The sequence below is a fragment of the Aeromonas sp. s4 genome (assembly GCF_040907855.1).
GTDB lineage: Bacteria > Pseudomonadota > Gammaproteobacteria > Enterobacterales > Aeromonadaceae > Aeromonas > Aeromonas caviae.
The window spans coordinates 1-15,672 of sequence record NZ_JBFOCP010000036.1; the positions used below are offsets into that span (position 1 = coordinate 1).

Here is a 15,672-nt window from a genome sequence, read left to right on the forward strand (position 1 = left end):
GGGGTGAAGACCCTGAGCGTGGGTGGCATCAACATCGTGGTGAACGGGGTGGTGGCGGGCTTCCCGCTGAGCGGGGTGACCACGCCGCTGGGCAACACCCTGACCATCACCGGGTACAACCCGGCGACGGGGCTGGTGAGCTACAGCTACACCCTGAACGACAACGAGGCGCACCCGACGGCGGACGGCAACAACAGCCTGTTCGAAGACTTCGCGGTGAGCCTGGTGGACAGCGACGGTGACTCGGCCTCGAACACCCTGAGCGTGCAGATCGTGGATGATGTGCCGACGGCCAACGATGATGCTGACAGTGCTACTGAAGGTGTGTTCACTCCGGTGACGGGTAATGTCATTACCGGGGCGGGTACCATCGGCGGCACAGCCGGTGCCGGGGTGGACGTCATGGGGGCTGATGGTGCGGCAATTAGCCAGGTCGTGAGCTCGAACGGCAATTCAGACAGTAATCCTGCCGGTGGATTCACCGTGACCGGGCTGTATGGGACGCTGACCATGGGGCTGGATGGCGAATACAGTTATACGCTCACGGCGGCATCGGTTCCCGTGGGGGCCTCGGAGGTATTTACCTACACGCTCAAAGATGGCGATGGTGATACGGATCCGGCAACACTGACCATCAATATTGCTCAGGATACCCGTGTCCCTGTATTGACCATCGGCAATGCGACGGTTGATGAGGAGGGACTGCCTGAGGGGACCGCTGCCAGTGGTAATTCGGAGATATTCAATGGCAGCTTCACCATCAACACCCAAGGTGAAAATCTGACTACCTTGACCATCGGTGGGCAGGCTTACAATTTGACCAGTGGCGGCAGTCAGACCTTGATCAACAATACGGAAGGAATGCTGACGGTAACCGGTGTCAGCGGCCCCACAGCCGGTGTCTACACGGTGAACTATACCTACACGCTCAAAGACAATGTGCTGACTCACAACGTTCAGGGCAACAGTGATACAGCGAATGGTCCGAGTTTCGTCGTGTCGGCTACGGATGCCAGTGGCGACAGTGGCACGGGTAACCTGCAGGTTGTGATCAGTGATGATGCCCCCATTGCCAATGCTGTTACCAATGCAGGCCAGGCGACTCAGGTGCAGAACACGAATCTGATGTTGATCCTCGATATTTCCGGCAGTATGGGTGATCCATCGGGCTATCAAGGCATGACTCGGATGCAGGTGATGCAAAAGTCCGCTTTGGAGCTGCTGGACAAATACAGCGCCTACGGCAGCGTCATGGTCAATATCGTGACCTTCTCCACTTCAGCCGCCAATCCGACCGGGGTGTGGGTCTCGGTCGATGTAGCCAAGGCCATCATCCTTGGCCTTACCCCCACGGACTCGACCAACTACGATGATGCACTGAACGAGGCAATCAAAGCCTTTGGCGATACAGGTAGACTCGCTAATGCGCAAAATGTCTCTTACTTCATGTCGGATGGTCTGCCAAATGCCAACTCGTTGAGCGGTACCCCCGCCACAGTTCCTGATGGCAACAACTCGCTTGGCGGTGGGAACGGGATCGATGGTGACGGCACGACACTGAGCGGTGAAACCAAGGACTGGGCCGATTTCCTGACGGCGAACAACATCAATTCATACGCGCTCGGGATGGGCTCGGGAGCGACCCAGTCTGCACTGGATCCCATTGCCTACAACGGGGTCAGTGGTGCCAGCCCGGCGAATACCACCGCAGTGGTGGTGACTGACTTCAGCCAACTGACCGCGACCCTTTTGAGCACTGTGGTAGCTCCGCCCCTGGCAGGACAACTGATCAACGGGGTAGCAGCGAGTGCTGGGGCCGACGGTGGCTGGCTCAATGCCATTACCGTGGGCGGGGTGACTTATACCTACAACCAGAAGACGGACTCCGCTGGCGTCTCGGTAGGGACATCAGCCGGGACCTTCAATACAGCGACCAATGAATGGACCATTACACTTGCAGGCGGCATCCTCAAGGTGGATATGGACAACGGCGCCTACACCTATACTCCGCCGACATCCATTCCGGTCGGGGGGATAAACCAGGTCGTGGGTTACAGTGTGATAGACAATGATGGGGATACTGCGTCCAGCACCTTGTCCATCGTTATCAACCCGGCGGTCGGTCCTACCGTGGTTCGTGATGACTTTATCATCACCAACCAGGACCCGGCGACCATTCCGGACTGGGCTCTGCTTGCCAATGACACCGGGCCTCTGGCTGCGACCCAGATGATCACGGGCGTCTCGGGAGCCGTTGGAGGGACCGTCACAGACAATGCAGGCTCGGTAACATTTGATGATACCTCCGGCAATGCGACTCCCAACTCTTACGAGGGTTCGTTCAACTACACCAATAGCACGACCACAGATACGGCCAAGGTGTATGTGGATGTGCAGAGCGGTTTGACACTTACCGGGAGCTATCTCGACGAGATCCTTATTGGGGGATCTGGAAACGATACGCTCAACGGCAATGCCGGGAACGACATCCTGCTTGGAGGACTCGGTAACGACACCTTGAATGGTGGTGAGGGCAATGATCTCCTGATCGGTGGCGCTGGCAACGATACCCTGAACGGCGGCAACGGCAATGATACGGCCAGTTACTTCGACAGCGCTGCTGGGGTCACGGTCACAGTCAATGGTGCCAGTCAGAATACCGGAGGGGCAGGGACAGACAGCCTGAGCAACATGGAAAATCTGGTAGGGTCCATGTTCAACGACAGCCTGACCGGCGATGGTAATGCCAACGTCTTGAGCGGACTGGCAGGTAACGACATCTTGAGTGGTGGTGGTGGCGACGACCTGCTGATTGGGGGTACCGGCAGTGATACCCTGACTGGTGGGTCTGGCAAGGATACCTTCAAATGGATGGCAGGTGATGCAGGAGGCACGGATACCATCAAAGACTTCACCACGGGGGCCAATGGAGATGTTCTGGACCTGAGTGAACTGCTCAGTGGTGAGCATGCCGATGCGAGCACACTGGATCACTATCTTACCTTTGCTCCTGGTCCGGGCAGTGGCAAGTCGACACTGACCATTGATCTGGATGGAGCGGGAAGTGGCACCACGACTCATACCATCCTCTTTGACAACGTGGATCTGACGGCTGGCAAATCCAATCTGCAGATCATTCAGGATCTGCTGGATCAGGGCAACCTCAAGGTCGATCCGTAAGCAGGGTATGGGGGCCGGGTGTGCCCGGCCCCTGTTATTTGATGGAGTGGGCAGATAAGATAGCTGCAGTATCAGGAGAGGGTCACCATGCAGTCATTCAACTGGGTCGACATCGACGGCATTCGCTATAGCTGGAACGGGCAGGACAATATCGTCTGCACCGGCCGCTTTGGCTATCAGGCCACGATGACGGGTGACACGCTCAACGGTCTGGAGCTGGAGAGCGAAGATGGTGAGGTGGCGGGGTTGCTGAATGTGGACTTTGCCGCTTCTCGTATCAGCTTCACGCCGGCAGAGGATGCGCCCCTGCCCCATATGATGGTGCTGGTCGGCCATGAGTGGGGGCAGCAGGAGTATTCGTTGCAGAGCCTGAGCGATACCTCCTTGCAGGGGCTGCTCAGCCACGGCGAGGAGCTTGACTGGGGTGCGCTGGCCGTCGTGACGACGTCCGAGCCGAATCTGCCATCACAAGGTCATGTTCTGTCGTGGGATTCGTTCCACTTTGAGGATGAATCGCTGTTTGGCAGCCAGGCGCCTGCTCCCGTGATGACAAGCCATGGCAATTCAGGAGGAGGGGAGATCAGCATCAATATCGACATGACCAATCAGGTGCTGGACCAGATCCCGCCGACACACGATATATGAATCCCAATCGACGACATGCATAATGACCTCCATCTAAATGATGGAGGTTTTTTTATGTGGCGTCCCCTTCTTACCCTGTCCGCGCTGGTTGTCAGTGCTCCGTTGCTTGCCATCGAGGTTCCTCAGGCCCCCCATCTGGTCGTCAGTGGCTATGCGGAGCAGAAGGCTGAACCAGACATGCTGACGCTCAATGTCGCCGTCACGGCACTGGAGAAGCAGGGCATCAAGGCCAAACAGCAGGTAGATACCAAGGTAGCAGCCTTCTTTGGCCAGCTGGAGAGCCTGGGCATCAAGCGCAGCGACGTGGAGGCTGGCAATCTGGTGATCTCCCCCGAGTACCAGTACCCCCAGAACAAGCAACCCGAAATGGTGGGTTACCGTGCCCAGCGCCAACTGGCCGTCAAACTCTATCAACTGGACAAACTCAGCCAGTTGATGGACACCGCCCTCAAGGCGGGTCTGGAGTCCGTGACCCAGATAGAGTACGGCCTGAAGTCACCACAGGTCATCAAGGAGCAGGCCCGGCTTGGTGCTGTTGCTGATGCCACGAGCAAGGCGGAATCCCTGGCCAAGGCTTTCGGCATGAAGCTTGGCAAGGTGTATAGCGTTGAATACCGCAACAGTTCCCCCATGCCGGTCTATACCCGTGCCATGAAGGCTGCGGCAGCCCCTGCCGCCGACATGATGGAAAACAGCTATCAACAGCAGCAGATCAGCATCACTGACAATGTAGAAGCCGTCTTCCTGCTGGAATAACACAACCCCTTTGTCCATCACTCAAACCCGAGGCAACCCCTCGGGTTTGTCATTGCAGGGGCTGGCAGGACAAGTGAGCCGCGAATTGGGTCAGGTGAAACGGGAATGGAATAAAAAATGCCGGTCAGTGACCGGCATTTTTGTTGGAGGAGGCTTGATGCCTAGCCCAGGTTGGTAGCCAGCTTGCGTTGGCTCTTCTGTTTGAGCAGATAGCCGATACCGAGTACCAGGACCCAGGCCGGGATCAGCTCGACCGAGATGCGGGTGCCGTCGTTCATGTACATGATCACCAGGATGGCGGCCATGAAGGCGAGGCAGAGGTAGTTGCCAAACGGGCTCCACAGTGCCTTGAACTTGGTGGTGACGCCTTCTGCAGCCATCACCTTGCGGAACTTGAGGTGCGCCAGGCTGATCATGGCCCAGTTGATGACCAGGGCGGAGACCACCAGGGACATCAGCAGACCAAAGGCCTTGCCCGGGATCAAATAGTTGATGAGCACGCACAGCAGGGTGGCCGCGGCCGAGATGGTGATGGCGGTCAGGGGCACGCCGCTCTTGTTGGTCTTGAGCAGGGCCTTGGGGCCGTTGCCCTGCTTGGCCAGGCCAAACAGCATGCGGCTGTTGCAGTAGACGCAGCTGTTGTACACCGACAGCGCGGCGGTCAGCACCACCAGGTTAAGTACGTTGGCTACCAGGTTGCTGTCGAGCGCATGGAAGATCATCACGAACGGGCTGCCGCCTTCCACTACCTTGCCCCAGGGATAGAGGGAGAGCAGTACGGTGAGGGCACCGATGTAGAAGATGAGGATGCGGTAGATCACCTGGTTGGTGGCCTTTGGGATGCTCTTCTCGGGATTGTCCGCTTCCGCTGCCGTGATGCCGACCAGCTCCAGACCGCCGAAGGAGAACATGATGAAGGCCATGGCCATCACCAGCCCGCCGACGCCGTTGGGGAAGAAGCCACCCTGGGCCCAGAGGTTGCTGACCGTGGCCTCGGGGCCGCCGCTGCCGGAGAACAGCATCCAGCCGCCGAATCCGATCATGCCGAGAATGGCGACCACCTTGATGATGGCGAACCAGAACTCCATCTCGCCGAACGCCTTGACGTTGGAGAGGTTGATGGCGTTGATCAGCACGAAGAAGAAAGCCGCCGACATCCAGGTCGGGACCTCGGGCCACCAGTACTGGACATAGATACCGACTGCCGTCAGCTCGGCCATGCTCACCAGCACATAGAGCACCCAGTAGTTCCAGCCGGAGGCGAAGCCGGCGAAGTCACCCCAGTACTTGTAGGCAAAATGGCTGAATGAGCCGGCAACCGGCTCTTCCACCACCATCTCGCCCAGCTGGCGCATGATGAGGAAGGCGATGAAGCCGCCGATGGCATAGCCCAGCAGCACCGCAGGGCCCGCCATCTTGATGGTGTCGGCAATGCCGAGGAACAGGCCTGTACCGATGGCACCGCCCAGTGCGATAAGCTGGATATGGCGGTTTTTCAGACCGCGCTTGAGCTCCTCGCCGTGTTGTTGAAGATCCATGCTTCCTTCCTTACGTCGCTGAAATCACTCGGCTCGCGTCCCGTCAGACACAGCACTTCCTCTGCCTGGCGCGGCATCTTGTGCCGAAAACGTGACGAAATCCGTATTTATATCGTTACGGTTTGCCGCTGGCTGTTTTTTGTAGCGGCTACCAACCCGAGCAGAATAGTGATAATCGACCATTCATGCACCTGTTTTCCTCATCATCGGCTGCTATTTTGTGCGCCATGCAGGTTTTTCATGATCTGGAAAGGGGGTTTGAGAGTGGTTGCTGGTTTTGTGTTCTGATGGATTTCCATCTATTGACTCAGTCCGGTTTTCATGGCTTTGTTGCCCTTTGATAAAAAGGGACTCATATGATGGAGCGTATAGTCGGTGGCCTGGTGATGGTCGTGCTCTGGCTCGGGATCTGGCTATCCCCCATGTTGCTGACGATGGCGATGAGCAGCCTTGTTGTCTGGGGCTGGTTGGGAGCGGATTACCTGGTGAACCACATCGCCATGGTGCTCATCCTTGCTGCCGGGATGGGGCTGGTGCCAGCTTGCTGGCTGAGCGAGCGAGTCCGCAAGGGCAGGGGACTCATTAATTTTCACGGCATGTTGATGAACAACAAGGAACTCAACAAGCCCTGAGCCTGCTTGCCCCGCGAGTGATGGGATGCCAGCGATGATGCTGGCATTATTTTTTCATCCTGTTCTTCTGTTTCGTTATCTTGCCACTCCTCTGTCTCATGGTGCGTTGTGCTGTCGCAGCCTTGCAGGTTAGCAGAGCTGGCGGCGAAGGCCGGTCGCTTCCAGGATCTTGGCGCTGATCTCCTCGACCGAGTGGGAGCTGGTATCGAGGAAGCGGATCGCCTCCTGGCGGAACAGCCTCTCGACGCTGGCCAGCTCCTGTTTGCATTGATCAAGCGAGGAGTAGCGGCTGTTGGCGCGGCGCTGGTTGCGGATCTCGTGCAGCCGCTGCGGCATGATGGTGAGGCCGAACAATTTGTGGCGATTGGCCTTGAGGGCGGCGGGCAGCTCCAGCGATCCCATGTCCTGCTCGATAAAGGGATAGTTGGCGGCGCGAATGCCAAATTGCAGCGCCAGATAGAGGCTGGTCGGTGTCTTGCCGCAACGGGAGACCCCGATGAGGATGATGTCTGCCTCGTCATACTCCCTGGTGGTGATGCCATCGTCGTTGGCCAGCGCAAAGTTGACCGCTTCGATGCGATCGTCGTAGAGCTTGCGGTTTTCCATGCCATGGGTGCGATGCAACCTGGGTTCGGCCTTGATACCGAGCTCCTGTTCGAGAGGGCTCACGAAGGTGTTGAGAAAATCGTGGCTGCTGGCCTGGGCCTTGAGCACCTCTTCACGCACCATGGGGTCGACGATGGTGTGAAACAGGATGGGGCGCACCCCGGTCTGGCGAAACTGCTCGTCAATGCGTGCCCGTACCTGGCGCGCTTTCTCCTGGGTCTCGACAAAGGGGATGGTGACCTGTTCGAAGGCCAGGGGAAACTGGCTCAACACGGCGTGGCCGAAGACTTCGGCGGTGATGGCGGTGCCGTCGGATACATAGAATACGGTGTGCACTGCGGACTCCTGTGGTGCGCTCCAGGGGGCGGCGAGAAATAAGTATCTCTCGAAACCATATCGTTTTTGTCAACAGATCTGCCATGCCCAAGTTGTGAACTCGCTTGCAAACCTGAGTCGTTACCTTTTTGTGTCGCTATTGTAGAATGCCTGTGTCAAACGACCATCCCCAACTCTTGCTCGGGGATTTTTTTGACAATAAATAGAAAACGTTTTCATGGTCGTTGGCAACAGACACTAACAAAAACACACGACTTGGCACAGCAGGTGAATTGTCACCCTGGCCCCCCAACCTGGAGACATGCAAATGCAACAGTACGTACTCTGGTACGAACAGCTCGGTATGCAGGACGTTGAACGCGTCGGCGGCAAGAATGCATCCCTTGGCGAGATGATCAGCAACCTCTCGGGGGCCGGCGTGTCCGTGCCGGGCGGGTTTGCGACCACGGCCTTTGCGTTTAACGAGTTTCTGGAGTTAAGCGGCCTCAACGGCAAGATCCATGACCTGCTCGACAGTCTGGATGTGGATGACATCGCCGCCCTCAACCGGGCCGGTCAGCAGATCCGCGACTGGGTGGTGGAAGCGCCCTTCCAGCCCGCTCTGGAGCAGGCGGTGCGCGAGGCCTACGACAAGCTGAGCGCCGGGCTCGAGGCATCCTTTGCCGTGCGCTCCTCCGCCACCGCGGAAGACATGCCGGATGCGTCGTTTGCCGGTCAGCAGGAGACCTTCCTCAACGTGCGCGGCATCGATGCCGTCATGACTGCCATCAAGCATGTGTTTGCCTCTCTGTTCAACGATCGCGCCATCTCCTACCGGGTCCATCAGGGCTATGACCACAAGGGGGTCGCTCTCTCCGCCGGGGTGCAGCGCATGGTGCGCTCGGACCTCGCCGCCTCCGGCGTCATGTTCACCCTGGATACCGAATCCGGCTTCAACGACGTGGTCTTCATCACCGGCGCCCAGGGCCTGGGCGAGATGGTGGTGCAGGGGGCCGTCAACCCGGACGAGTTCTATGTGCACAAGCCGACCCTCAAGGCCGGGCGCCCCGCCGTGGTGCGCAAGACGCTGGGCTCCAAGCTCATCAAGATGACCTACTCCGGGGATGCCGGTCATGGCCGTCAGGTGAAGGTGGTCGACACCACCGATGCCGAGCGCAACCGCTTCTGCATCACGGACGAGGAAGTGATGGCCCTGGCAAAGCAGGCCCTCATCATCGAGCAGCACTACGGTCGCCCGATGGACATCGAGTGGGCCAAGGATGGTCAGGATGGCAAGCTCTACATCGTTCAGGCCCGTCCGGAAACCGTGCGTAGCCGCCAGGAAGCCAATACCCTCGAGCGCTTTGCCCTCAAGCAAACCGGCAAGGTGCTGATCGAGGGGCGTGCCATCGGCCACAAGATTGGCGCGGGTCCGGCCCGTGTCATCTCCTCCATCAGCCAGATGGATGAAGTGCAGCCCGGTGATGTGCTGGTCACCGACATGACGGATCCGGATTGGGAGCCCATCATGAAGCGCGCTTCCGCCATCGTCACCAACCGGGGTGGACGCACCTGTCACGCCGCCATCATCGCCCGGGAGCTTGGCATTCCGGCAGTGGTGGGTTGCGGCAACGCCACCGACCACATCCAGGATGGTCAGCTCATCACCGTCTCCTGTGCGGAAGGGGATACCGGCTTCATCTATGACGGCGAGCTCGACTTTGACGTGGCGGTGACCGAGGTGGGCAACATGCCGCGCCTGCCCATCAAGATCATGATGAACGTCGGCAATCCGGACCGCGCCTTCGATTTTGCCCAGTTGCCGAATGCCGGTGTGGGCCTGGCCCGCCTCGAGTTCATCATCAACCGCATGATCGGGGTCCACCCCAAGGCGCTGCTGGAGTTCGATCAGCAGACCCCGGAACTCCAGGCCACCATCACCAGGATGATCGCGGGCTACGAGAGCCCCAGGGAGTTCTACGTAGCCAAGCTGACGGAAGGGATCGCTACCCTGGCGGCCGCCTTCTGGCCTGAGCGGGTCATCGTGCGGATGTCGGACTTCAAGTCCAATGAGTACGCCAACCTGGTGGGGGGCCGTGGTTACGAACCCCATGAAGAGAACCCCATGATCGGTTTCCGTGGTGCGTCGCGCTACATCGCCGACAGCTTCCGCCCCTGCTTCGCCCTCGAGTGCGAGGCGATGAAACGGGTGCGGGATGTCATGGGGTTGACCAACGTCGAGGTGATGATCCCCTTCGTGCGTACCCTGGGTGAGGCGGAGCAGGTGGTGGAGATACTGGCTGAGAACGGCTTGCGCCGTGGCGAGCGCGGCCTGAAAGTCATCATGATGTGCGAGCTGCCCTCCAATGCGCTGCTGGCGGACAAATTCCTCGAGCACTTCGACGGCTTCTCCATCGGCTCCAATGACATGACCCAGTTGACCCTGGGGCTGGATCGGGACTCCGGGCTCATCGCCCACCTGTTCGACGAGCGCAACGAGGCGGTCAAGGCGCTGCTGGCCATGGCCATCGCCGCCGCCCGCAAGGCGGGCAAGTACGTGGGGATCTGCGGCCAGGGGCCGTCCGATCACCCGGACTTCGCCGCCTGGCTGGTCGAGCAGGGGATCGATTCCGTGTCGCTCAACCCGGATACCGTGGTCGACACCTGGCTCTATCTGGCCGAGCAGCACAAGGCCGGCTAAACCCGTCCCCGCTTTTTGATGACACGGCGCCGCAATGGCGCCGTTTTTGTCTGCGCCCCCCTTTTTCTGTTAAAAGGGGAAAGAGCAAGGCGCTCCGCACCCATCACAGGACGATCCCATGACCTCATTGCAGTGGCAATCCGCCACCCTGGCCCTGCGTGGCCACCACACCCTGGTTATTCCCGAACTCTGTCTCACTCCGCAGGCCTGCTGGGCCTTCGTCGGCAGCAACGGCAGCGGCAAGACGGCGCTGGCGTCGGCCCTGTGCGGCGAGCTGGCCGTGCGTGCCGGAGCGGTATCGGGTCGAGTCCGGGCCGAGCGACTCTCGTTCGAGTCGCAGCAACAGCTGGGGGAGCTGGACTGGCAGCGGCGCAATACCGACATGCTGGGAGAAGAGGAGGAGGCGGGGTATCGGGTATCGACCCTGATGCTGGAGGCGGGGGGCGAGGAGCATGAGGCACGCGCGCTGCTGGCCCGTTTTGGCATCGAACCCCTGTGGGATCGCCCCTATCGCTACCTCTCGAGCGGGGAAGGGCGCAAGCTGCTGCTGGCTCGCGCCCTGCTGGGGCGACCCGAGCTGCTGGTGCTGGACGAACCCTTCGATGGCCTGGATCAGGGGGCCAGGGCTTCTTTGATGATGTTGCTGGCCGACCTGGTGTCAGAGGGGCTGCGCCTGGTGGTGATCGTCAATCGTTTTGACGAGATCCCCCCCTTTGCCACTCACCTCGGCCTGCTCGGCGAGTGTCGTCTGCTGCTGGCGGGGGAGCGTGAGGCGGTGCTCGGTAGCCAGGAGGTGGCCCAGCTGGCACGCGCCGAAACGGTATCCCCCCGTTTGCCGCCCCCGCTGACGATACCCGAGCCCTTGCCTCCCGGCCCTCGGGTCGTCATGAAAGCCATGCGTATCGCTTACGGGGATCAGGTGATCATCGACGGGCTCGACTGGACCATTGACGAGGGGGAGCACTGGCAACTGGTGGGACCAAATGGGGCTGGAAAGTCGACCCTGCTCTCCCTCATCACCGGAGATCACCCGCAAGGTTACAACAATGAGCTCCATCTGTTCGGACGGCGGCGGGGCAGCGGCGAGAGCATCTGGGAGATCAAGCGCCACATCGGGCTCGTGAGCCCGGCGCTGCATCTGGACTATCGTGTCAGCTGCCCGGTGCAGACAGTGATCCTCTCCGGTTTCTACGACTCCATCGGGCTTTATACCCGGCCGGGGGATCGTCAGCTGGCGCTGGCCAACCAGTGGCTGGCCCTGCTGGGGCTGGCCGATCAGGGGGCGCAGCCTTTCCACTCTCTCTCTTTCGGTCAGCAGCGACTGGTGCTGATCGCCCGTGCCCTGGTCAAGCATCCGCCGCTGCTCATCCTGGACGAACCCCTGCAGGGACTGGATCCCCTCAACCGTCACCTGGTGCGGGAGATGGTAGCGCGCCTCGTGGGCGAGGGAACCCAGCTGTTGTTCGTTTCCCATCATGCCGATGATGCGCCCCCCGGTCTGACCCACAGGCTGAGCTTCGTGCCAAGGGAGGGGGAAGGATACGACTATCTGCAGGAGCGTCTGGGGAGCTGAGCCGTCCGGGCGGCATGGTCAGAGAGGGGCCGGTTCGGCGAGGAGCGGCGGCATCCCTAGCAGCGTCCACCACAGCCCGAAGAAGAGCATGATCCCCAGCCAGAGCTAGGCCAGATAGTGACGGGTGGCGGCCATCCCCGTCACAGTCACCATGAATGCCGCCCCGAAGGCGATGAGGGCGAACAGAAAGGGCGCCATATTGTCTATCATGGCGGTCATTTCACCAGGGAGAGGATCTGGCGAAATGCCGGATGGCGGCAGTCCCCCATCAGCTCATAGAGGCACATCTCCACCGAGGTGAGGGCGGCGCCCCGGGCCGCCAGCTGAGCGATGGCGAGATCCCGGTTGGCAAGGGTGCGAGACGACACCGCATCCACCACCAGCGAGACCCGGGCGCCGCTGGCCAGAAGTCCCAGCACGCTCTGGTAGACGCAGATATGGGTCTCGATGCCACATACCAGCCAATGCTCTACCCCGCTTTCGGCCAGCGCGGTCGCCACAGTGGGCTCCCCCAGGGCGCCGAAGCTGTATTTGGGCAGCACAAGATCGCCTGCCTGCAGCGATTGCAATTCGGGCACGGTGGCACCGAGCTTGTCCGGGTTCTGCTCCAGCCAGACAACCGGCAGCCCCAGCACCCTGGCCCCTTGCACCAGCCTGGCGGTATTGGCAATCAGGGCGTCGCTCTCCTCGACCAGGCGGGCCAGCTTGCCCTGAATATCGACCACCAGCAGGCCTGGGTGATGGTGTTTCTGCATTTTTTGTCTCCTTTCTCCGTTGCGGATGAGATACAGCGCCATCCTGGGAGCCATTCTCGCGTACATCTTGATACAAATTGTGAGCTGACCGACGGCGTGGCGGGCACTAGGATGCCCGTCATGGAGCCCGTTTTCTCAGTTGTGGTGTGCATGACAAGGGGCGACGCATCAACCCGCTACTGCGTAGTTGGACGATTTTCCATTAACGATGAGAAGTACCATGAAGAAGATAATCCTGTTCGTCTCCCTGGCTGGCCTTTTGGCCGGTTGCGCCAGCCCGGCACAACGCATGGCGGAATGCCAGGCGCAAGGGATCAGCAAGGACGCCTGCTACCAGGCCGAGCAAAACCGCCAGGCGTCCATCATGAACGCCGCCGAGAAGCAGGCCTTGGAGAACGCCAGCAAGGCGGTCAAATAATCTAACCCGACTCATTACGTGTACTTCTCAGGCCCTGGATTCACCGAATGCAGGGCCTTTTGCTGGGTGGCACAGTGCTGCGATGTGTTTGCGGCGTGTGAGGACTCAATGTAGGTCATCGCCTCGATGTTGCTGCCATCGGGATCGCCCAGGAAGGCGGCGTAGTAATTGGGGGCATAGTGGGGACGCAGTCCCGGCAACCCATTGCAGGCAAAGCCTGCCTTGATCCCCGCGTGATGGAACGCATCCACCTGTGTCGCGTCGTCGGCCCTGAATGCGAGATGGCAGGAGGCGCCCTGCTGCCCCCGCTCAATCAGGAAGCCCACGTGATCGCGGCCCATCAGGCCAAAACCGGCCGCCGTCTCATCAGACCATTTGAGTTCTATCAAAAGAGGAGCCAGCACGGTGGCGTAGAAATGCTGACAGGAGTCAAAACGCACCACCTTGATTTCAACATGATCGAACACGGTGACTCCTTGTGTTGTCTGGGTGTAGAGCAGCCCATCAGGCCCTCATTGGAACTTGTGTAAATGGGTATCGAATGACCACAATAAGCCAGTTTGACGCCAGGCAGGGAGAGGGCAAGGCGCATAACTGCGCGCTCTGTCAAAGATTTTTCATCCAGTTGCGGGATGCGCTTTGCTTCGTGCTGGCCAAGCTTGCCCGGCTTTGTTGCTTGGCGAAGGCTACGAGCTCTGTTATGGTGTGCTCAGTTAGCCGTTTGGATGGCTAGATGGTTGTGCGCTGACTGCATGTTTGCGCCCCCGACCGCTCACCGTTTTGATGATCATGTTGACAGGGAGTTTTTATGCAACGTCGTTCCTTCTTCACCCTTTCCGCCCTGGCGTTGCTCGCCAGCAGCCTGCCGCTGTCCGCCTTTGCCATCGATGAGGCGAAGAAAGAGATCGTCATCGGCACCACGGTTGGCGACTTTGCCGACATGGTGACCGACTCTATCAAGCCGCAGCTCGAAGCCAAGGGCTACAAGGTCAAACTGGTGGAGTTCACCGATTACGTGACCCCCAATATCGCCCTGGCGGACGGGTCGCTTGACGTTAACTGCTTCCAGCACAAGCCCTATCTGGAGAGCTTCGCCAAAGACCGGGGTCTCTCTCTGGCGCCCATCACCCAGGTGCCGACCGGCCCCATGGGGCTCTACGCCGGCAAGCTGGGGGATCTGAAGGCGGTGAAAGAGGGAAGCACGGTCGCCATCCCGAACGATCCCACCAACCAGGCGCGGGCACTGCTGATGTTGCAGGATCTGGGCTGGCTGAGCCTCAAGGAGGGGATCAATCCTCTCAAGGCGAGCGAGTTCGACGTGGTGAAGAACCCCCACAACCTCAAGCTGGTGCTGCTGGAAGCGGCGCAGCTGCCGCGCTCTCGTGAGGATGTGGACTTCTCCGTCATCAACGGCAACTTTGCCGCCTCAAGCGGGATCCCGTTCAGCTCCGGCCTTTTCCTCGAGCGCAGCTATGACTTCATCAACTGGGTGGTGGTAAAGAGCGCCGATGCGGGCAAGCCGTTCGCCAAGGATGTGGCGGCTGCCTACAACTCCCCCGAATTCAAGGCTTATGCCGCCAAGCGCTTCGTCGGCTACAAGTATCCCGAGGGCTGGCAGCAGAAGGGGTGAGTGGCGTACAAGCGATAAAAACGGGCACCAAGGTGCCCGTTTTTTATTGGACGTCAGTAGTGGCGCAACCACCAGCGGGCGGCCAGGAGGGCGGTAAGGCTGCCAAGCAGGGCGCTTGCCAGCACATCCAGGGGCCAGTGCATGCCGATAAGGGTGCGCGAGAGGCCGATCCCGATGGCCCAGAGTGGCAGCAGCCAGGCCCCGGCGGGTGCCCGGGCCAGCCAGATCAGGCCGAAGAACTGGGCGAGGCTCATGGCGGCGATGCTGTGACCGGAGGGAAAGGCGTAGTTGACCTCTGCCTGCCAGTGCTGACCGAGCCAGGCGGGCAGCGCCAGCAACTGGGTCGCGGCGTGGACCTGTTCACTGCGAAGGGCCTGGCTTCCCCCATAGAACTGGCGGATGGCGGGGATCAGCTCCTGGCTCTCCAGCCAGATGAGGTAGGGCCTGGGCTCCTCGGTCAGCAGCTTGATGAGGCTCTTGATGACCCAGTCGCTCGCCAGCACGGCAAAGAGGGCGCCAGCCAGCGCCAACAGGGCGCAACCGTCCAGCGTCAGCTTGTGTCTTGTGAGCAGCAGCAGGGCGGCAATGGTGAAGACCAGTCCCGGCAAGTCCACCATGCGGGTGAGGGCATAGGGCCACCATAGCCAGCCCGATTGCAGGGCCTGGGTCATGAACGGCTGCCAGGGCAGGCAGACGAGCAGCAGCAGGGGGAGGAGCAGGAGGGCATTGAAATGAAGCACCTTGCGGCGTGGCAACGAAGAGGAGTGAGTCGGCATCAAGGGGTCCGGTTCGGTGGCGCGAGCGGCTAAAAAGAGGCGTCATTGTGCCAGTCAGGTTGCTCTGGTCAAGGCGAAGGGGGCGAGGGCAACAGGCTGTTACATATGATGCTGCCGGGCATCGTGCCCGCACCTGAGGCCGGGAGG

13 protein-coding genes are annotated in these 15,672 nt (G+C 60.1%); 8 read left to right on the forward strand and 5 right to left on the reverse strand.

Features of this window, described 5'->3' with window-relative positions:
- Positions 1–18 precede the first annotated feature (18 nt).
- The 3 genes from AB5Y89_RS11535 to AB5Y89_RS11545 all read left to right on the forward strand — a co-directional run bounded on the left by AB5Y89_RS11535 (position 19) and on the right by AB5Y89_RS11545 (position 4,581).
- Complete coding sequence (locus AB5Y89_RS11535; protein WP_368223807.1) at positions 19–3,180, forward strand: beta strand repeat-containing protein; 3,162 nt, start codon at positions 19–21, stop codon at positions 3,178–3,180.
- An 87-nt stretch (positions 3,181–3,267) separates the two neighbouring features.
- Positions 3,268–3,825 (forward strand): hypothetical protein, encoded by a 558-nt coding sequence (locus tag AB5Y89_RS11540; protein ID WP_010675157.1) that lies wholly within the window; start codon positions 3,268–3,270, stop codon positions 3,823–3,825.
- A gap of 54 nt (positions 3,826–3,879) precedes the next feature.
- Complete coding sequence (locus AB5Y89_RS11545) at positions 3,880–4,581, forward strand: SIMPL domain-containing protein (protein WP_010675156.1); 702 nt, start codon at positions 3,880–3,882, stop codon at positions 4,579–4,581.
- 161 nt (positions 4,582–4,742) lie between these two features.
- Here AB5Y89_RS11545 and AB5Y89_RS11550 read toward each other — a convergent pair whose 3' ends face one another.
- Positions 4,743–6,119, reverse strand: coding sequence for an amino acid permease (locus AB5Y89_RS11550; protein ID WP_368223808.1), 1,377 nt, complete (start codon positions 6,117–6,119; stop codon positions 4,743–4,745).
- 356 nt (positions 6,120–6,475) lie between these two features.
- On the opposite strand from AB5Y89_RS11550, the gene AB5Y89_RS11555 reads away from it, so the two are divergent.
- Entirely contained in the window at positions 6,476–6,751 is a 276-nt protein-coding gene (locus AB5Y89_RS11555) for a hypothetical protein (protein WP_081000923.1), read from the forward strand.
- 129 nt (positions 6,752–6,880) lie between these two features.
- Here AB5Y89_RS11555 and AB5Y89_RS11560 read toward each other — a convergent pair whose 3' ends face one another.
- On the reverse strand, positions 6,881–7,693 hold the full coding sequence (locus AB5Y89_RS11560; protein ID WP_010675153.1) for a pyruvate, water dikinase regulatory protein: 813 nt from the start codon (positions 7,691–7,693) through the stop codon (positions 6,881–6,883).
- 307 nt (positions 7,694–8,000) lie between these two features.
- On the opposite strand from AB5Y89_RS11560, the gene ppsA reads away from it, so the two are divergent.
- Both ppsA and modF read left to right on the forward strand, forming a co-directional pair.
- Positions 8,001–10,373, forward strand: a complete 2,373-nt coding sequence (gene ppsA / locus AB5Y89_RS11565) for a phosphoenolpyruvate synthase (protein WP_048207926.1) — start codon at positions 8,001–8,003, stop codon at positions 10,371–10,373.
- A 118-nt stretch (positions 10,374–10,491) separates the two neighbouring features.
- Positions 10,492–11,946 carry a molybdate ABC transporter ATP-binding protein ModF gene (modF, locus tag AB5Y89_RS11570; protein ID WP_286701167.1) on the forward strand — a complete coding sequence of 485 codons (1,455 nt, stop codon included), beginning with the start codon at positions 10,492–10,494 and terminating at the stop codon, positions 11,944–11,946.
- A gap of 215 nt (positions 11,947–12,161) precedes the next feature.
- Here the strand turns inward: modF and AB5Y89_RS11575 are convergent, their stop codons facing one another.
- Positions 12,162–12,701 (reverse strand): hydrolase, encoded by a 540-nt coding sequence (locus AB5Y89_RS11575; protein ID WP_368223809.1) that lies wholly within the window; start codon positions 12,699–12,701, stop codon positions 12,162–12,164.
- 220 nt (positions 12,702–12,921) lie between these two features.
- Here AB5Y89_RS11575 and AB5Y89_RS11580 point away from each other — a divergent pair, with 220 nt between their 5' ends.
- Positions 12,922–13,119, forward strand: a complete 198-nt coding sequence (locus tag AB5Y89_RS11580) for a hypothetical protein (protein ID WP_010675148.1) — start codon at positions 12,922–12,924, stop codon at positions 13,117–13,119.
- A 14-nt stretch (positions 13,120–13,133) separates the two neighbouring features.
- On the opposite strand, the gene AB5Y89_RS11585 is transcribed toward AB5Y89_RS11580, so the two are convergent.
- Positions 13,134–13,586, reverse strand: a complete 453-nt coding sequence (locus AB5Y89_RS11585; RefSeq protein ID WP_102948550.1) for a VOC family protein — start codon at positions 13,584–13,586, stop codon at positions 13,134–13,136.
- A gap of 341 nt (positions 13,587–13,927) precedes the next feature.
- Between AB5Y89_RS11585 and AB5Y89_RS11590 the strand changes: the two genes are divergently transcribed.
- Positions 13,928–14,749, forward strand: a complete 822-nt coding sequence (locus AB5Y89_RS11590) for a MetQ/NlpA family ABC transporter substrate-binding protein (RefSeq protein WP_041214971.1) — start codon at positions 13,928–13,930, stop codon at positions 14,747–14,749.
- A gap of 53 nt (positions 14,750–14,802) precedes the next feature.
- Here the strand turns inward: AB5Y89_RS11590 and AB5Y89_RS11595 are convergent, their stop codons facing one another.
- Positions 14,803–15,525, reverse strand: coding sequence for a phosphatase PAP2 family protein (locus AB5Y89_RS11595; RefSeq protein ID WP_368223810.1), 723 nt, complete (start codon positions 15,523–15,525; stop codon positions 14,803–14,805).
- Positions 15,526–15,672 lie beyond the last annotated feature (147 nt).